This is a genomic window from Paenibacillus sp. strain BS8-2 (genome assembly GCF_054483835.1).
The window spans coordinates 5121743-5139396 of the sequence record NZ_CM137010.1 but is presented as its reverse complement, the minus strand read 5'-3'; the positions used below and the strand labels follow the sequence as shown (position 1 = coordinate 5139396).

Here is a 17654-nt window from a genome sequence, read left to right as displayed (position 1 = left end):
CTAGTAAAGAACAACTTTGAGAGATACTGCGGGAGCGGCGACTAGCGTTATAATGACAACAAAGAGAACGGAGGAGATTCGACCGTGAAGATTAATCCCACTACAATGAAAGCGTTTAAGCCGGGCGATGGGCCCGGGGCGGTTCGCAAATCCAGACTCTGGAATCGCATCAAAAGGCAGCACATTCTGCTCTGGATGTCCGTTCCCATCATGCTGCATTTGATGGTGTTCCAGTTCGTCCCACTCTGGGGCTGGCTTATGGCGTTCAAGGACTACAAAATCGGTCGAAGCGTGTGGAGCGCCGAGTGGGTAGGGTTCGCTCATTTCAAAGAATTGCTCTCGCATGACGGATTCTTCCTGGCGCTCCGCAACAACTTTGCCATGAACTCCATGCAACTGGTAGCCGGTACGTTCTTCGCGATCGCATTAGCCGTCGTCCTGAGCGAGCTCAGAAGCAAGGGTTTCGTGAGAGTCGTGCAAACGATGACCTATTTGCCCCATTTCGTTTCCATGGTCGTCGTCGCCAACATATTCGTTATGCTTCTATCGCCCGACGGCGGCCTCGTTAACGTGTTGCTGGTCAAGCTGGGATGGATCGACGAAGGCATCTTTTTCTTCGGCAAAGCGACGTGGTTCTGGGTGCTGCATACGATCATCCTTACTTGGAAGGGCTTCGGCTGGGGCGCGATTATATATTTGGCGGCGATCAGCGGAATCGATCCTAATCTTTACGATGCCGCCCAGGTAGACGGGGCAAGCCGCTGGCAACGAATCAAATATATCATTATCCCTTGCATCATCCCGACGTTCGTCCTACTTACGATTCTATCGATTGGCAGCTTGATGACCGGCGGCTTCGAGTCGCAATTCCTGCTCGGCAATAACATTACCCAGGAATATTCGGAAGTCATTTCGATACTGGCGCTGAGGCTCGGGCTCAATCAAGGGGATTTCTCCTTCGGCACGGCGGTCGGCATCTTTAATTCCCTCGTCAGCATTACGCTTGTCCTCATCGTCAATGCGATTGCGCGACGTTATCAAACCAACCTCTTTTAACGATTGGAGCGATCTTCTATGCCTCATTACCGCAGTACGGGAGAACGGCTGGTCGACATCGGGATGTACGCCTTGCTGTCGGTGGCGGCGCTGTCCACCGTATATCCGTTCATTTATCTGCTGGTCATTTCGCTTAACGAAACGACCGATGCGCTTAAAGGCGGCTTATACCTGCTGCCTCGCAAATTCACGCTGGAAAACTACGCTTACGTGTTTCAAAACGAGAAGCTGGCGAGGGCCTCTTTTAATTCAGTGCTGAGAACGGTCATCCAAACGGTCGTTTCGGTGTTCTGCAACGGGATGCTTGCTTACGTGCTCAGCCGAAAGTTCTTCATGTTCCGGAAGCTCTTTAGCTTTATTCTCGTCATCACGATTTACGTAAGCGGAGGTCTGATCCCGACTTACCTTCTGATCAAGGAACTTGGCCTGATGAACAGCTTTGCCGTCTATATCGTTCCGGGAATCGTCAGCGCCTTCTATATTTTCATTATGAGAACGTTCTTCGAGCAACTGCCCGACGGCCTCGTCGAATCCGCTTATATCGACGGAGCGAACGACTTCGGCATATACACCCGAATCATCATGCCAATCAGTCTTCCCGTAATCGCAACGGTCGCGCTTTACGTAGCCGTGGGCGAATGGAATTCCTGGTTCGACAACTACTTGTACAACAGTCGCAACGAGAAGCTAGCCGTCTTGCAATACGAGCTTCAGAAGATGATCCAGACCGTTGAGAGCAGCGTTTCGGATACGGGAGAAAGCGACGCGGTACGCGTCATATCGCCTTTGACCATCAAATCCACTTTGACGATTCTGGTGACGGTACCGATTCTGCTGGTCTATCCGTTCCTTCAAAAATATTTTGTAAAAGGTTTGACCCTTGGTGCCATGAAGGATTGATTTCGCAGCGGTTTCCGTTTATAAGGAGAAGGACGGATGCCGCTTAGAAATATAAAAAATGACGTGGAGGTCGCAAAAAATGGGGAAAAGAATCAAGTTCCAAGCGGTAATGGCCTTGCTGATGGTGAGCATACTGCTAATCTCGGCTTGCTCGAACGGCAACTCGGGCAGCGGCAATACCAAGACTGAGGAAACAACCAAGCCAGCGCCTACAACCGAGAGCACCGCACCTGCTGAAGAAGCTGCCAGAACGCCGTTTACGTTCACGATGAATACGGATAATCCGAACATCAACTGGACGAGCGAAGTCGCGCTTGAAGTTCAGAAGCGCACCGGCGCCACGATCAAGTGGGATATCATTACGGGCGATTTCCGCGAGAAAATGAATATTTGGCTAGCGGCCGGCGATTTCCCGGAAGTCATCAATATTCACGACAACACCCTGCAATCTTACATCGATGCAAATGCAGTTCTGGATCTTACCGATCTGATCAAGGAACACGGACCTAACATTTTGAAGGCTTACGACAACGATCTTTCGATGCTAGAGCATACGGACGGCAAAGTGTACGGCTTGCTCCAGCCGCCTACGAAAGAGGTGCGCAACCTGAACCAAGCGGGATGGATCTCCATCCAAGCCGCGGTTCTGAAGGAAGCCGGCTATCCCGAAATCAAGACGCTCGAAGACGTCAAGAAAGTAGCTGCCGACTATATCGCGAAATATCCGGAAATCGACGGAGGCAAGACGATCGGGTTCTCCAATTACGGAGCGGCCAACCAGCTTTACAATATTTTCGATACCTCCGCTCGTGCGTACGCGGGCTTCCCGTTGACGGCGCAGTATTTCGTGGATGATCAACAAAATGCAAGACTTCGTTTCTTCGAGCCCGGCTATACCGACGTATTCAAATTCTTTAATCAGATTAACAGCGAAGGATTGTTCGATCCGGAGTCGCTCGTTCAAACGCCGGAACAATTCACGACAAAATGTAACCAAGGCCGCGTACTCGTCATCTTCGGCGGCGGCGGCAGCTGCAGCAGTACGCTCGCGCAAAATGGCATGGAGGATCGTTCTTACATCTCCTTCGAAATCGTGGCGCCAGGCAAGACGAAATTAATGAACAAACCGACTACGACGGCGAATAGGGGCGGCGACATGTGGCTGTCGTTCACGAAAAACGCCAAGGACCCGGTTCGTCTCATTCAATTCTATGACGACATGTTCAAGCTGGAAAATCAAATTCTTGTCGGCTGGGGTATCGAAGGCAAATATTATACGGTCGAGAACGGCAAGCGTACTGCAACGGATTGGCTGGTTAACGAATACAAGACGAAACCGAGCACGTTCTGGGAGGATTTGGGCATGGGTTACGCCCGCATGCTCTCCACGAATTACGCTTCCGGCTTTACGTTGTCGGATGGGGATTACGCTAGGTGGGACAACTCGGAGAGCTGGATCGCCAAAAACATGAATCCCACCCAGGTCGAAGCTTATGGCAAGTATGGGGCTACAACGGCCGCAGACCTGTTGATTCAAGGAGAAGAAAAGGATTACAAATTCTCCCCGTCGGTCGTCAAGTGGACGGACGATATCAAGAAATTTAATACGGAAGCTATTGCAGAGTGGGGCAAAGCAGTCCCGAAATTCATTTTGGAGAAGGATCCGGCGAAGCTGGACGCGATCTGGAGCGACCTCGAGAAAACGTTGAAGGAAAAAGGATTGGACAAACAAAACCAAGACGTTACCGCCCTGTATCAAGAAAGCCTTGCTGCTCAATAAAGAAGATTACGAAAAAGCCGTACCGTTCAGCAGACGTTGCTGATTCGGTACGGCTTATTTCTCTTCTATCATTTATCCGCGATTAACCAATGATCGTGCGTCTCCATCGCGCAGTTCACGAACTCGTTGTCCTTCAATCGGATCTCGCAAGTACGCTCCTCCATGCAAATGCCGATCGTTCGATCCAGAGGGGCCGACGAGAAACGTATGCGGTTGCCGACCAAATCGACGTCATGCGTTCCGCCTCGGATCCGGATGCCGACATAACCCGCCTGCTCCGATCCGTTGTCTTCGATCTGGTTGTTCTCGACGCGATTGTAGTTGGCCGCCATCGGCTCCGCTTCGTTCCGGAAGAAGATGCCGTACATGTAATTCTCGGACAGCCGGTTGGAGCGGATCAGGTTCCGAATGTCCTTGTGGCCGATAGAAAGGCCGCTCATCCGGTTGCGAACGGCGATGCAGTTCTCGACGATGCTGTCCTGCACACGCCAGCAGAGAAAAATCCCGTCCATTCCGTTTTCGTTAAAGCTGCTGTCCAAAATCTCCGTGTTTTTGGTCCCGCTGCCGGGATGGATGCCTTTGCCGCCGTTGCGAACGCTTTCGCAGCGGAGGATGCGAATGAAGGAGGAATGTTGATAGCTGATGCCGTCTCCGTTGTAGTCCCGGACGCTGCAGTCTTCGATAAGCACACCATGGGCATTAAACAGGAAGATTCCTGCGCAGCGGCAACCGTTTGCCAGCGTCGGATTGTTTCGGTTACCCTCTACGATCAAGCCGCGAATTTCCACGCCGTTGCAATGATAACCGCTGAGCACCGGGGTATGAGTCGTTACCATTCCTTCCTCGGACAGCAGGGTAGTGGAGTGGAGCTCTCGGTCGAGATATAGAACGTTTCCGACTTTTCCCGTGACGACGGCAACGGTATCCCCGAACCCTCTGCTTTCGGCTTTTCTGCGTACGGCGACGGTTTGACCGACAGGGAAGAGCTCGGGTTGCTCGACGCTGACCTGTCGTTCGTGGAGATCGGCGTCGGCCTTTATAGCTGAAATTCGTTCTTCGTGCTGCCGCAGCACCGTGCGGCCCGGAATTCCTTCTAGCACGACGCCCGATCTAAGATGAACCGTGCTTCCTATCTGGTAGACACCTTCCGCGAGCCTGACCGTTCCGCCGCCAAGGAAAGACACGTAATCGACGGCTGCCTGAATGACCTGATGGGTTCCTCCTATGAAATCGCCAGAGGATTCGCCTACGGTAACCATGATTTTTTCCATACAATCTCCTCTCTTCTTACAGCCTCGAATCCAGTGTATCACCCGGGGTTTTCTTGCCGCGACGGGGTATTCCCGAATGGATAATAGCCGCTTAGTATAAGACAATATTGGCCCGTATGCCTGGAAGGACGATCGAACTACCATTAAGATATGCAAGCTTGTGTCTTAAAAAAGGAGGGCGGATATCATGACGGCCGAATCGTCGTCGCATGACGCGATCGTTGGGGTAGACATCGGAGGTACCAATACGGTCATCGGCATTTTCGACTCCAAAGGCGTTTTGCGCCTGAAGCGGAGCATCGCGACCATTCGCGGCAATCCCAGGCGGCCTACTTCAAATGCGACAGAGTTTCTCAAGCAGCTGTCCTCGGAGATTGTCGCGATGGCGTCGGAAGCCGGCTTCCAAGGGATAGGGGCTGCCGGATTCGGCATACCCGGCTGGGTGGAGCCGGATTCGGGGCTAGCGCTGGATTCGTCCAATCTCGGCTGGCGGAACGTTGCATTCGCGGAAGATATGAGCAGGCGGCTAGGCGCGCCCGTATATATCGACAATGATTTGAAAATGTATACGCTGGGAGAAGCTGCAGCCGGTGCCGGTGTCGGCTATCGCCATTTGATCTGTCTTACGCTCGGGACGGGTTTGGCGGCGGGGATTATAAACGACGGCGTGCTTGTCCGAGGCAACCGTCAGCTAGCCGGCGAATTCGGTCACGATGTCGTGGACGGAACCGATTATCCATGCACCTGCGGGAAGCTCGGGTGCCTGGAGACGATCGCGTCGGCTACCGGAATCGCGCGGCTGGCGGAAGAAGCGATTCAGAAGGGGGAGCGGACGGCGCTTGGCCGGTTGAATCGGCCGATAACCGCGCTTGACGTCTACGAGGCATGCGAGGCAGGCGACGAAACGGCGTTGAGTATTTTTGAATACGTTGGGCGCACGCTCGGTCGAAAACTGTCCACAATGGCGCTAATTCTGGCTCCGGAAGTTTTTATCGTCGGAGGAGGCGTTGCGGCTGCCGGCCATTATTTGCTGAAGCCCATCCGCGAGGAGCTGGATAAGCATCTCCATGAGCTGGACATCCGGCCGGTGTTAATGGCCGGGAAGCTGGGCGATTCGGCAGGCATGATCGGAGCCGCGCATGTTGCATTGGAACGTTGGAGAAGGGAGGGTGGACGATATTCAAGCTAACGCTCGGAATCAAAGATTGTTGCTGATGAATGGACGTATCTACGCGGGCGAGCGCGTGATCGACAACGGATGCCTGCTGGTCGGGACCGATGGACGGATCGAAGCCGTGGGCGAGCCTGAAGAAATATCGGAGGCGATCCTGAAGGCGGTCCTGGTTCTGGATTTGAAAGGGAAGCTGGTCCTTCCAGGCCTAATTGACGTTCATGTCCATGGCGGGAACGGCTTTCAGGTGATGGACGGCACCTTCGAAGGGCTTGACGGGATGAGCAGGTTTCATGCCGCGCACGGCACGACGTCGTTCCTCGCCACGACGGACTCGGCTTCGGAGCAGGAGATACTGAAAGCGCTTCGTTGCGCGGACGAAGCGGCGTGCAGGGGACTGGACGGAGCCGAGTTGCTCGGCGTCCACCTGGAAGGCCCGTTTCTTCACCCCGGTCGCGGCGGAGCCCAGGACAAGCGGCATCTCCGTTCCGCGACGAAGGAAGAACTGCGGCGCCATATCGAAGCGTCCGGCAACCGCATGAAGCTGGCCACGCTCGCCCCGGAAATCGAAGGCGGCCTGGAGGCGGTCGATCTGCTAGCCGGGCTCGGCATAACGGTATCGATCGGCCATTCGGACGCCACGCACGAGCAAGTGCTGGAAGCCATCCGCAGGGGGGCAACGCACACGACACATCATTTTAACGGCATGAGCCCCTTCCATCATCGCGAGCCGGGCGTCGCGGGCTCGGGTCTGATCTGCGGGGAGCTGACGACCGAACTCATTCCGGATGGCATTCATGTCCATCCTGCGGTGGTAAAGCTGCTCCTCGACGTCAAAGGAGCCTATAACGTATGCATGATCACGGATGCCGTGCAGCAGGCCGGTCTACCCGACGGAGACTACGGCGAGATTATCCTTAAGGATCGGCAAGTGTGGCTCAAGGACGGATCCAGCCTGGCCGGCAGCTCGCTGACGATGATTCAAGGCTTAAAGAACGTACTTTCGTTTACGGGTTACGCGCTGGAAGAGATCCTGCCATCCTTTACGGAGGTTCCGGCTCGGCAAAGCGGTTCATCCGACCGCAAAGGAAGGATAGAAACCGGAAAAGACGCGGATTTTCTCATCGTGGACGAAGACTTGACCATTCGATCCACCTATGTGAGAGGGAGAGAAGTATACGTCGTATAGCTTCTCCCGATCGTAGCCGTTCGGCGTCTAATTATCGGATCGTAACTCGTGTACCGACAGGGACAAGCGATTGAAGCTGGAGCACATCCTGATTGTACATGCGGATGCAGCCAAGAGAGACAAGTTGGCCGATGGATGACGGATTATTGGTGCCGTGTATGCCGTAATGGGGCTTTGACAATCCCATCCAGAACGAACCGAAAGGTCCTCCGGGATTAAGTTGTTTATTGATAATCGTAAATTCACCGGTTGGCGTACTCGTCAGAATACGACCGATACCGACAGGGTATCCTCGTACAACGATGTTGTCCTCAAGCAAATACAAGTGTCGATCCGATAGATCGACGATGATTCTTAGATAAGGCATGGGCAATCTCCTCCTTGCCTTATTCTACGGCGAGTCGGGACGATTCGTATGGGTTCAGCCCTATATGCATAATAAACGGAGGATACGATGTTTCGTATCCTCCGTCGTCTTGCCGCACCTAACGGTGTTCGACCAAATCTATGGCTCCTAACACGATATGAGCAAGTCCAAATCCCAGAATGCCGGTCCCGATCAGTTTATGGTTCCTTTTCAACAACGTGGCTCCGGAAGCCGTTACGACAGTTCCTAGCAGAGACGGAATCAATCCTTCTCGCATTTCCTCCACTCCTCTGGTTTTTTTGGCAAAGGAATTAGTGATGGATCATTTTTACATATTCAAGTATAATGATTCCCGAGGTAGTATTGGATATTTTTACCTTGGTATTGGCTTTCTGATGGATGCTTTGCTTGCATACCTATTGAAAGGGTGAAGAATTGAATCATTTAATCGACGTCAGACCGCTTACCGGGAATCCAACCGTATTGTTTGTTTTTGTTCTCATCAATCAATGCGTATTACTCATTAATACGAAATTAGATGGTGCAGCTCTTTATTTGACACTTTTTGCCATATTCGTTGCAGGAGCGGCCTGTATGGCAAGTGTGATCGGGATCGTTATCATGCATAAGAAGCCTGGAAAGTTACATATATATGATTCAGAACTGGAGTTATATGGACAATTGATCGAAGCGGAGAAGATTGAAGCGATCTGGATTCGAGGTTATTTCAGACCGGTGATCGGCATCAAACGATTCAATACCTCCAAAACCTTGCTTCCTTGGTGGTGCTTCAGGTTTAAGGATAACAAAGAAGAAGATGTTAGGATGGCTGCGCTCCAGCAATGGGCCGATCAACAGAGCATTCCGGTAAGACGCAAGTCATTTGGTGTATGGTTCTAAGTTCTAAGCTTCTATTATATAACAAGGAGAGTTTGCCGATGAATGATCAATATTATAGGAACGATACCAACAACCCTTATCCCAATCAAATGCAGCCGAATGGAGGGTATTACGAAGGAGGGATGCAGCAAGAGCCCCACTACAAAGAGCCAGCAGGCTTCTGGATCCGATTCGGTGCCATTCTGTTGGATGGAATAATCGTTGGTATACCGTTAGCGCTGCTTTCATTGATACTGACAGGCGGCGACTCCGGAGAGTCATGGTTTTCGAATTTGATTTCCTTCTTATACTCGTTGTTATTGCCTGTATTATGGAATGGTCAGACGATTGGCAAAAAGATCTGCGGCATTCGTATTATTAGGGTCATTAACAATGGGCCGCCACACGTTGGGAATATGCTGATGCGTAACGTTGTATGGGCCATTATTATTGCAATTACAATCGGAATTGCCTTTATCGTTGATTTATTTATGGTGGGGATACGAGAAGACAAACGCGGTATCCATGACTTTATTGCAGGCACGCAAGTCGTTCGAGCATAGAAATTGTTCAGAAGGCAGGCTGGCAGTTGGAGGCCACTGAAGTACTTACAGTTTCTCAATGCTCAACAGATAAAGCGGCAATCTCCATCATAGGTGGAGTAAGTGCCGCTTCTTTACTGCTGCAAATTGCTGTTGCATGAACACAATGCAAATACGCAAAAAAAGATTATTCCTGCCAAGGGACCAATACAGGGGAAGCGTCTAGGATAGATTCATATTGTTTTTTTACGCCGTATAACGATTGGGGATCCAGTTCCTTATATCGATCATATTTGGCTCGGCGGTCTTCCTCTCTGGACCAGCCGAAGTGCTTTAATCGAAGCTCGGACTTGGCATGTGACAGCTCGGTGGTATTGGCAGGGAATCGTCCGCAATGCTGAGGTGTTTCCTTCCACTTCACGACCATATCTTCTTTGTAGCGGATGAGGAAGGTGCGATAGGAATGATGAGCTCGCCAATACGTATCGTCACGATAGTGATCAGGACTCCAGAAGTCATAAAGTCTGAAGGCGTAAGCATCCACATCGGTATAGTTAATCATGTTTTTAATTCGAGCTGCAAAACCTTTTTCGAATACTTCATCTGCATCCAGATTGAGTATCCAATCCGGCTTCGTTTTGATCGTTTCCTCCCATTGCTGCTTGCGCAAATTTACTTCATTGTTAAATTTGGAGCTATCATTGCGCACCAGATGGACGGGTATGCCTTTAAGCGTATCAAGACAGATTTGAGCGGAATGATCGGTGCTGCCATCATCAATAATGACCGCTTCATCAATGTAATTCCGATGCTCTTCCAGTACCTCTTTCAGGAAGCGCTGCGATTCATTTTTAATTATCATCGACAGAGTGAGCTTTTTCTTTCGATAATGAATAGGCCCATCAATTTCTGGGATGCCCCAATAATCCTGTTTGAATCCAGGCAGCCGATCCATATCCGAATTGCGATACAAATGCCCAGCAGGATAGTGGGTATCCACATACAAATCAAATCCGAGTGCCAAAGCTCGAACGCAGAAGTGACGATCCTCACCGACAAAGGATAAGTTCTTAATTTCCTTAAAGCTTACTCCACCATGTAGTGCTTTTCGACTGATCAGTGTGCAAGCGCCGAGACCGCCAACAGGGTAGAGCCCTGGGACTAACATCTGAAGGATAAACTGCTTAAATCTTTGTAGTTTCATTTCTTCAGTTAATTGTTCACTTCTCGTGTAATCAAATTGTGTGTAATCATCTTTTATCCATACTTGAGGAAGCGGCATTTTGTCCGGCTTCCATCTTGTCCAGAATATTTCGGATACAATATCCTTATCAAGGCGGACAAGATGCTCAATAGTATGGGGATGAATTAATAGATCAGAATCAATTAGGAACAGAAAATCATAGTGATGTTCTGTCGCATAAGCAATGATGGAGTCCTTAAAGAAAGTAACTTTATCAACCAGGCTCCCGTTCCAATGATGTGTATTGTCATCACGGACATAACGATCCTGGAAGCTGGACTTCTGTACATAAACATTATCCGTATATTGTTTAAACTGCTGGAGCATATTGCTGGATTCTTGATTAGTATTATCATCCACGAAGTAGTAATCAAGGATAACCTCATCATTTTTCAAGCGGAGTAATGAATTTAAAAATTCACAAAGAATAAATGGTTTTTGATGAACGGGGCTTCCAATTAACACTCTTTTCCGAGCTGGCTTCATTTAGGCACCTCCGCTCGTTCCATGAGTTTCTGTTTCATCGTGCCGAGAAATAATCGATTGTGGATTATTTTGGGTTCATCTGGCCTGGCTTCTGCCGCTTTTTCATTGTAATAAATCGCCTTCTGAATATCACCAAGTCGATAGTGGCAGGAGCATAGCTCCATATAGGGGATATAGTCCCAGTAGAAATGGTTAACAGCGCCCCAGGAGCTTTCCGGTTTGGGCAGCGAAGGCGCGAGTATAAACCAGCTGATTGCCTTGCTGTATTGCTTCTTCTCTTTGTAAATATATCCTAGTTTGCAATATATCTCAGGACGTGGTCCATCAAATTCCATATATCGGAGCAAGGAGCGAATCTGATTTTTTTCATCCCCTTTTGCTTCGTAACAAGTAGCGAGATCCATACAAGCATCCAAATAATTGGAGGTCAATCCCTCTGTCGTATCTAAGAATTTTTTGTAATAGTAAATAGCTTGATCATACCTCTTCACATTACAAAGCTCTCTGGCAAAATAAAACCAATTTCGTTCTGTCAGCTCATTCCCGTTGGCAACGTACTTCTCGAATATTTCGAGATTCCTCATGGTTGGTTTACTCATTTTCTTGTGAGTAATTCCGATATCAGAAACCAAAAAATGTTCCTTGAAGAGTACATATTCGTGAACGGGATCGTACCATCTGTAGTTTTTGCCTTGTTTGATAAGCCGTTCTCTAAGAAAGGAGGAATAGATACTGCCATCATCCTGCATGCCCATATTATATTTCATAAGTACAATATCAATGGAAGGATCTAATTCCTCTTTGAGCGCTTTGAGTTTGTCCCGATCAGCCGGTAGCAGGATATCATCTGCATCCAGCCACATACAGTATTCCATGGTCCCTTTGGAAAATGCGTAATTTCGAGCTGCCGAGAAGTCATCTATCCACACAAAATCGTAAATGTGAGTGGTATATTCCGCAGCGATTTCTTTGGTACGATCGCTTGAGCCCGTATCTACTATGATAATTTCGTCCATGACATCTCTAACACTGTCAAGACATCTCCTCAGTACTGCTTCTTCATTCTTCACAATCATACACAAACTAATGGTAGTCATAATAGCCTCCATCCTCATGTAACCATAGTGCGGCATACCTCTACTGTATGAATGAAGTCATATGTCGGTGCATATATCCTTGAGAAAGGGGGGAGACACCATGCAAGAGTGGACAATTATGTTGTATGCGAACGGCCATAATGAGCTGGAGCCTGAGAATTGGGCAACCGTTGAGCAATTCACAAGAATGTCCTCTCATCCAGAGGTAACGATCACGATGCAAGTTGCTCGTGAAACCAGAGGTCTGGTCACCCTGATCCGTTCTTCGATTGACCATGCAAAATACGCGCCAGAATGGTCTGGAGTTAGGCGCTTCGTGCTAGAAAATAATAGGATGGAGCATCAATTAATTTCTCCAGATTTGAATATGGCAGATCCTGTTCAGTTATATCAATATATTGTATGGTCAATCCGCAGCTATCCTGCAAAGAGATATTTGTTAATTCTGGGTGGACATATTTATCAATTCGTTGGCATGTTGCCGGATTTCTCTCAGGATCAACCTTATTTCATGGGATTTCCCGAATTATCCACAGCCATCAATCGAGCATGTAAGGAATCAGGGGCAACACTAGAAGCACTGATACTGGATACTTGCTATGCCAGTACTATTGAAAATCTTTATGAATTTGGGAGAGAACCGGATCCCTCTGTTCGTTATTTGCTCACCTATTTTGGCAGCGGTCCGTTAGCTGGTTTTCCTTATGAAGCATGTATGGAGTCGATGATGCTTGAGCCGCACATGCCAACAGTAGAGATTTTTGAATCTTTTATCAACAAATGTATGCTCAAATACCACAACCATCAGGTTGTATTGTATCGCATAGATCACTTGCAGCTGTCAATGGCCAAACATTTATTCAGTATGCTTGCTTATCAATATCTCTCGGAGCAACACACGATTGAAAGGCAGTTAAGTCCGCTTGATTTGTTGCAGGCTACAGATCCCCATTCAACTGGACATCCTCTGCGAGCGATGATCTCCAGCTGTTGCGAATCCTTAATTCTGATTCGTCACTTCACTGCGGAGCAGTCTCTAATGCCTCTTCATGTCCTGCATACCCGAATCCCGGATGAGCGTAGACGAGACTTGTACAAGAGACTTTCCTTTTCAAAAAAAAATTACTGGACCCATCTCATTTGTCAGATGGCATTAGAGGAGGTTTACGACGCAGAAGAGCTTCGTCTCGCCCCCCTTCCAATGACTCGACCCATTCTGGACACTTTTATTAGCTCTTCATTAACGAATCTGTCCGAGCAACAGCAGCAAACCATCATTGCAGATCTGGTTTCTTACAAACGCTGGTTTGCTACATAGGAAACAGATGACTCGTATACTTGTATCTCTACATGTAACCAGTCACCTGTCCATAGGAATTTAGATGAATAAGGCTCCTCTTACAACGGGGAGGCTAACCTCCAGATAATAATCCTCAACCTCGCCGTCTGATGCGGCGCCAGTAGAACGAGTATCCTCCTCTGTTGGACTGCCATTGGTATTGGTGAGCTCATCTGTTGTTAGACGTACACGTACAAAAGTATGATCCGGTTCAGGGGTCACGCCGGCTGGAACCGTGAAGTTGAGTACAACATCCTGTGTTCCAGCAACCGTAGAGGGCACGACAATAGGCGTTCCTGTTGCAGCTTCATTAGCTTGGAAGACCCCATCCTGATTGAAGTCCACCCACGCATACAACAAAGCGTCTTCTCCAGTATTATTTGTTACTGTTTCTGTGATTGAATAGGTCGTAGCAGTTGTTTCCAGCACCGGCAGTGGGAGTGAAACTCCATCATCAGGAATACCTTCAGGGATGTCATCACCTGTAGCGTCAGCGTTCTGCAGCGCATCATCTTCTCCTGTAACCTGTGTGCCCAAATACAGGGCTTCTCCTGTGATCAAGTGACGCGGGCCATCATTAGCTAGTGTTGTAGTGTAGTCATCCGGCCCATTCCCAGCGCTTGTATCTGGAGCATCGCCATAATCGACCTGAATGATAAACAACGGGCAATTGGTGCCGTCATTATTGTTAGATGCAGTGCCCTGTGCGAAAGGTTCAGCAGATATGGTCATACCATCCGTACTAATGCGATAGATGACACCTGTACTATTCCGGATAGCATAAGCGGTCCCGCTGCCATCAATAAACTGAGCGCCATATGTTCCGGAAGGAAGTCCCGCTACAGCTACTGCTGAACCCACGCCTGTTGTTGGATCAAGAATAGATACAAATCCTGCTCGCATCGAATACAACAAGCCGTCCACAGGATTAAATACCCAATCCCCGCCAACAGTCGTTATCCCTGAAACAGCCGTGCCATACGGTGCGGTATCAGGAGCATAACCATTGGTTGGATCCACCAACTGGTTATAGGTTGGAGATCCTGGAGCCAAATCAATAACGTAATATCGATTGAAGTTGCTTGAATCTGTTATATATAGACGACCGTCCAAATCCATGGTACCAACGTTATAATTCGCAGTAGGGGATGGCAAATTGGGCGGGGCGCCCAGGTTTACGGCAGTCCCGTCTGAATCTAACTGGACAGTTTGATTTGTGCCTGTTTGAATTCCATATATATAGTTATCTAACGTATTATAGCCCACTCCGTTGAGCAGCAGTCCAATATCCGGAGAGAGAACGGTTGTTTCGCCAGTAACCAAATCAATTTGAGTGAGATTTGAATTCGGAGTTCCGGCAACTTGATACCCGAACTGGTTACATGTAAATGGCAAATGAGGTCACACCTTTCTAAAAATAATATTCTGAATAGTGAAACTCTTTCGATTATCGAACGAAGGAATACTTATCCCTCTAATTGTTTATCAACAGCTTAGAGGGATAAGTCAAGCTAGACGTTTCTTTCGTTATTTTTATAAAGTATTGGAATAGATTGCGTTGACGAAGGATTGCAGGATAAGAATATCATTCTTAATCTCCTGTAGACCGAACATTGGGCTATTGAGCAAAATTTGCATCTGGATGGCCATGCTCTCCATGCTGGACAAACCACTTTGCAAAGCTGCAATACCATACGTAGGATCAAATAACTTGCTTTCAATATTTCGGATCTCGCTCTTGATCTCTTCGAGACCGAAGCTCGGGTTATAGATGGCCGATTCGATTGAACGAATTTCGCTTTTGATCTCTTCAAGACCAAAGCTTGGGCTGAACACCGCAGATTCAATGGCACGAATTTCGCTCTTGATCTCTTCTAAGCCGAAGCTCGGGCTAAAGATCGCAGATTCGATCGCGATAATTTCGCTCTTGATCTCTTCAAGACCAAAGCTAGGGCTGAATACCGCAGATTCGATATTACGAATTTCGCTCTTAATTTCTTCGAGACCGAAGCTCGGGCTGAATACCGCAGATTCGATGGCACGAATTTCGCTTTTGATCTCTTCGAGACCAAAGCTTGGGCTAAAGATCGCAGATTCGATCGCGATAATTTCGCTCTTGATCTCTTCAAGACCAAAGCTTGGGCTGAACACCGCAGATTCAATGGCACGAATTTCGCTCTTGATCTCTTCTAAGCCGAAGCTCGGGCTGAATACCGCAGATTCGATGGAGCGAATTTCGCTCTTGATCTCTTCGAGACCGAAGCTCGGGCTGAATACCGCAGATTCGATTGAACGAATTTCGCTTTTGATCTCTTCGAGACCGAAGCTCGGGCTGAATACCGCAGATTCGATGGAGCGAATTTCGCTTTTGATCTCTTCGAGACCGAAGCTCGGGCTGAACACCGCAGATTCGATAGAGCGAATTTCGCTCTTGATCTCTTCGAGACCGAAGCTCGGGCTGAATACCGCAGATTCGATGGAGCGAATTTCGCTTTTGATCTCTTCGAGACCGTAGCTCGGGCTGAATACGGCCGATTCGATGGAGCGAATTTCGCTTTTGATCTCTTCTAAGCCGAAGCTCGGGCTGAATACCGCAGATTCGATGGAGCGAATTTCGCTTTTGATCTCTTCAAGACCAAAGCTTGGGCTGAACACCGCAGATTCAATGGAGCGAATTTCGCTCTTGATCTCTTCGAGACCGAAGCTCGGGCTGAATACCGCAGATTCGATGGCACGAATTTCGCTTTTGATCTCTTCTAAGCCGAAGCTCGGGCTGAACACCGCAGATTCGATGGAGCGAATTTCGCTTTTGATCTCTTCGAGACCGAAGCTCGGGCTGAATACCGCAGATTCGATGGAGCGAATTTCGCTTTTGATCTCTTCTAAGCCGAAGCTCGGGCTGAACACCGCAGATTCGATGGCACGAATTTCGCTCTTGATCTCTTCGAGACCGAAGCTCGGGCTGAACACCGCAGATTCGATAGAGCGAATTTCGCTCTTGATCTCTTCGAGACCAAAGCTTGGGCTGAACACCGCAGATTCAATGGAACGAATTTCGCTTTTGATCTCTTCGAGACCAAAGCTTGGGCTGAATACCGCAGATTCGATGGAGCGAATTTCGCTCTTGATCTCTTCCAAGCCGAAGCTCGGGCTGAACACCGCAGATTCGATGGCACGAATTTCGCTCTTGATCTCTTCGAGACCGAAGCTCGGGCTGAATACCGCAGATTCGATGGCACGAATTTCGCTTTTGATCTCTTCTAAGCCGAAGCTCGGGCTGAATACCGCAGATTCAATGGAGCGAATTTCGCTTTTGATCTCTTCGAGACCGAAGCTCGGGCTGAATACCGCAGATTCGATGGAGCGAATTTCGCTTTTGATCTCTTCTAAGCCGAAGCTCGGGCTGAACACCGCAGATTCGATGGCACGAATTTCGCTTTTGATCTCTTCAAGACCGAAGCTCGGGCTGAACACCGCAGATTCGATGGAGCGAATTTCGCTCTTGATCTCTTCCAAGCCGAAGCTCGGGCTGAACACCGCAGATTCGATAGAGCGAATTTCGCTCTTGATCTCTTCGAGACCAAAGCTTGGGCTGAACACCGCAGATTCAATGGAACGAATTTCGCTCTTGATCTCTTCGAGACCAAAGCTTGGGCTGAACACCGCAGATTCAATGGAACGAATTTCGCTTTTGATCTCTTCTAAGCCGAAGCTCGGGCTGAATACCGCAGATTCGATGGAGCGAATTTCGCTTTTGATCTCTTCGAGACCGAAGCTCGGGCTGAACACCGCAGATTCGATGGAGCGAATTTCGCTCTTGATCTCTTCGAGACCAAAGCTCGGGCTAAACACCGCAGATTCGATGGCACGAATTTCGCTCTTGATCTCTTCGAGACCAAAGCTTGGGCTGAAGACCGCAGATTCGATGGCACGAATTTCGCTTTTGATCTCTACTAAGCCGAAGCTCGGGCTGAACAGCAAGGATTCAATGGCGCGAATTTCGCTTTTGATCTCTACTAAGCCGAAGCTCGGGCTGAACAGCAAGGATTCAATGGCACGAATTTCGCTTTTGATCTCCTCAAGGCCAAAGCTCGGGCTGAAAACCAGGGATTCGATGGCGCGAATTTCGCTCTTGATTTCTTCTAATCCATGGCATGGATCCGTGAGCTCACATTCAATTTCATGAAGAATCTTAATGATCTTACGACAGCAATCATCTCCTGATGGCCCAGGAGGTCCTGGAGGCCCTGGAGGCCCTGGAGGCCCTGGAGGCCCTGGAGGGCAAGGGTGTTTTCCCATTCGTTCATCTCCTCGTTCCGAATAATCCCACAACA

At 48.9% G+C, this 17654-nt stretch carries 15 protein-coding genes; 8 read left to right on the top strand and 7 right to left on the bottom strand.

Features of this window, described 5'->3' with window-relative positions; all coding sequences use genetic code 11:
* Positions 1-84 precede the first annotated feature (84 nt).
* From ACX1C1_RS22510 to ACX1C1_RS22500, 3 genes are all read left to right on the top strand, one after another.
* The gene (locus ACX1C1_RS22510; RefSeq protein WP_458954369.1) at positions 85-1056 is read left to right on the top strand and encodes an ABC transporter permease; all 972 of its coding nucleotides are present in this window, start codon (positions 85-87) and stop codon (positions 1054-1056) included.
* Between the two features lie 18 nt (positions 1057-1074).
* On the top strand, positions 1075-1956 hold the full coding sequence (locus ACX1C1_RS22505) for a carbohydrate ABC transporter permease (protein ID WP_458954368.1): 882 nt from the start codon (positions 1075-1077) through the stop codon (positions 1954-1956).
* A 79-nt stretch (positions 1957-2035) separates the two neighbouring features.
* A complete protein-coding gene (locus tag ACX1C1_RS22500) occupies positions 2036-3736 on the top strand; it encodes a type 2 periplasmic-binding domain-containing protein (RefSeq protein ID WP_458954367.1) in 1701 nt (566 codons plus the stop codon).
* 68 nt (positions 3737-3804) lie between these two features.
* Here the strand turns inward: ACX1C1_RS22500 and ACX1C1_RS22495 are convergent, their stop codons facing one another.
* Positions 3805-5007: a right-handed parallel beta-helix repeat-containing protein gene (locus ACX1C1_RS22495; RefSeq protein WP_458954366.1), complete on the bottom strand. Its 1203-nt coding sequence runs from the start codon at positions 5005-5007 to the stop codon at positions 3805-3807.
* A gap of 187 nt (positions 5008-5194) precedes the next feature.
* On the opposite strand from ACX1C1_RS22495, the gene ACX1C1_RS22490 reads away from it, so the two are divergent.
* A complete protein-coding gene (locus tag ACX1C1_RS22490; RefSeq protein WP_458954365.1) occupies positions 5195-6196 on the top strand; it encodes an ROK family protein in 1002 nt (333 codons plus the stop codon).
* Positions 6177-7367 carry an N-acetylglucosamine-6-phosphate deacetylase gene (gene nagA, locus ACX1C1_RS22485; RefSeq protein WP_458954364.1) on the top strand — a complete coding sequence of 397 codons (1191 nt, stop codon included), beginning with the start codon at positions 6177-6179 and terminating at the stop codon, positions 7365-7367. The genes ACX1C1_RS22490 and nagA overlap by 20 nt, the downstream gene beginning before the upstream one ends.
* Before the next feature lie 31 nt (positions 7368-7398).
* Here nagA and ACX1C1_RS22480 read toward each other — a convergent pair whose 3' ends face one another.
* A complete protein-coding gene (locus tag ACX1C1_RS22480; RefSeq protein WP_458954363.1) occupies positions 7399-7734 on the bottom strand; it encodes a L,D-transpeptidase in 336 nt (111 codons plus the stop codon).
* A 118-nt stretch (positions 7735-7852) separates the two neighbouring features.
* Positions 7853-8011: an asparagine synthase gene (locus tag ACX1C1_RS22475; RefSeq protein ID WP_458954362.1), complete on the bottom strand. Its 159-nt coding sequence runs from the start codon at positions 8009-8011 to the stop codon at positions 7853-7855.
* 158 nt (positions 8012-8169) lie between these two features.
* Here ACX1C1_RS22475 and ACX1C1_RS22470 point away from each other — a divergent pair, with 158 nt between their 5' ends.
* Positions 8170-8634 (top strand): hypothetical protein, encoded by a 465-nt coding sequence (locus ACX1C1_RS22470; RefSeq protein WP_458954361.1) that lies wholly within the window; start codon positions 8170-8172, stop codon positions 8632-8634.
* A gap of 122 nt (positions 8635-8756) precedes the next feature.
* Positions 8757-9176 carry an RDD family protein gene (locus ACX1C1_RS22465; RefSeq protein WP_458957767.1) on the top strand — a complete coding sequence of 140 codons (420 nt, stop codon included), beginning with the start codon at positions 8757-8759 and terminating at the stop codon, positions 9174-9176.
* Positions 9177-9342: 166 nt separating this feature from the next.
* Here the strand turns inward: ACX1C1_RS22465 and ACX1C1_RS22460 are convergent, their stop codons facing one another.
* Positions 9343-10884 (bottom strand): glycosyltransferase, encoded by a 1542-nt coding sequence (locus ACX1C1_RS22460; RefSeq protein WP_458954360.1) that lies wholly within the window; start codon positions 10882-10884, stop codon positions 9343-9345.
* On the bottom strand, positions 10881-11981 hold the full coding sequence (locus ACX1C1_RS22455) for a glycosyltransferase family 2 protein (protein ID WP_458954359.1): 1101 nt from the start codon (positions 11979-11981) through the stop codon (positions 10881-10883). The genes ACX1C1_RS22460 and ACX1C1_RS22455 overlap by 4 nt, the downstream gene beginning before the upstream one ends.
* A gap of 100 nt (positions 11982-12081) precedes the next feature.
* Between ACX1C1_RS22455 and ACX1C1_RS22450 the strand changes: the two genes are divergently transcribed.
* Complete coding sequence (locus ACX1C1_RS22450; RefSeq protein WP_458954358.1) at positions 12082-13299, top strand: clostripain-related cysteine peptidase; 1218 nt, start codon at positions 12082-12084, stop codon at positions 13297-13299.
* Positions 13300-13359: 60 nt separating this feature from the next.
* Here ACX1C1_RS22450 and ACX1C1_RS22445 read toward each other — a convergent pair whose 3' ends face one another.
* A complete protein-coding gene (locus tag ACX1C1_RS22445; protein ID WP_458954357.1) occupies positions 13360-14715 on the bottom strand; it encodes a DUF6923 family protein in 1356 nt (451 codons plus the stop codon).
* A 138-nt stretch (positions 14716-14853) separates the two neighbouring features.
* The gene (locus ACX1C1_RS22440; RefSeq protein WP_458954356.1) at positions 14854-17619 is read right to left on the bottom strand and encodes a hypothetical protein; all 2766 of its coding nucleotides are present in this window, start codon (positions 17617-17619) and stop codon (positions 14854-14856) included.
* Between the last annotated feature and the right edge of the window lie 35 nt (positions 17620-17654).

Bases quoted from the DNA above. Each gene is read 5' to 3' on its own strand.
- ACX1C1_RS22465 (WP_458957767.1), top strand. From the start codon at position 8,757: ATGCAGCAAGAGCCCCACTACAAAGAGCCAGCAGGCTTCTGGATCCGA.
- ACX1C1_RS22440 (WP_458954356.1), bottom strand. From the start codon at position 17,619: ATGGGAAAACACCCTTGCCCTCCAGGGCCTCCAGGGCCTCCAGGGCCT.
- ACX1C1_RS22495 (WP_458954366.1), bottom strand. From the start codon at position 5,007: ATGGAAAAAATCATGGTTACCGTAGGCGAATCCTCTGGCGATTTCATA.
- ACX1C1_RS22460 (WP_458954360.1), bottom strand. From the start codon at position 10,884: ATGAAGCCAGCTCGGAAAAGAGTGTTAATTGGAAGCCCCGTTCATCAA.
- ACX1C1_RS22505 (WP_458954368.1), top strand. From the start codon at position 1,075: ATGCCTCATTACCGCAGTACGGGAGAACGGCTGGTCGACATCGGGATG.
- ACX1C1_RS22490 (WP_458954365.1), top strand. From the start codon at position 5,195: ATGACGGCCGAATCGTCGTCGCATGACGCGATCGTTGGGGTAGACATC.
- ACX1C1_RS22500 (WP_458954367.1), top strand. From the start codon at position 2,036: ATGGGGAAAAGAATCAAGTTCCAAGCGGTAATGGCCTTGCTGATGGTG.
- ACX1C1_RS22455 (WP_458954359.1), bottom strand. From the start codon at position 11,981: ATGACTACCATTAGTTTGTGTATGATTGTGAAGAATGAAGAAGCAGTA.
- ACX1C1_RS22480 (WP_458954363.1), bottom strand. From the start codon at position 7,734: ATGCCTTATCTAAGAATCATCGTCGATCTATCGGATCGACACTTGTAT.
- ACX1C1_RS22450 (WP_458954358.1), top strand. From the start codon at position 12,082: ATGCAAGAGTGGACAATTATGTTGTATGCGAACGGCCATAATGAGCTG.
- ACX1C1_RS22475 (WP_458954362.1), bottom strand. From the start codon at position 8,011: ATGCGAGAAGGATTGATTCCGTCTCTGCTAGGAACTGTCGTAACGGCT.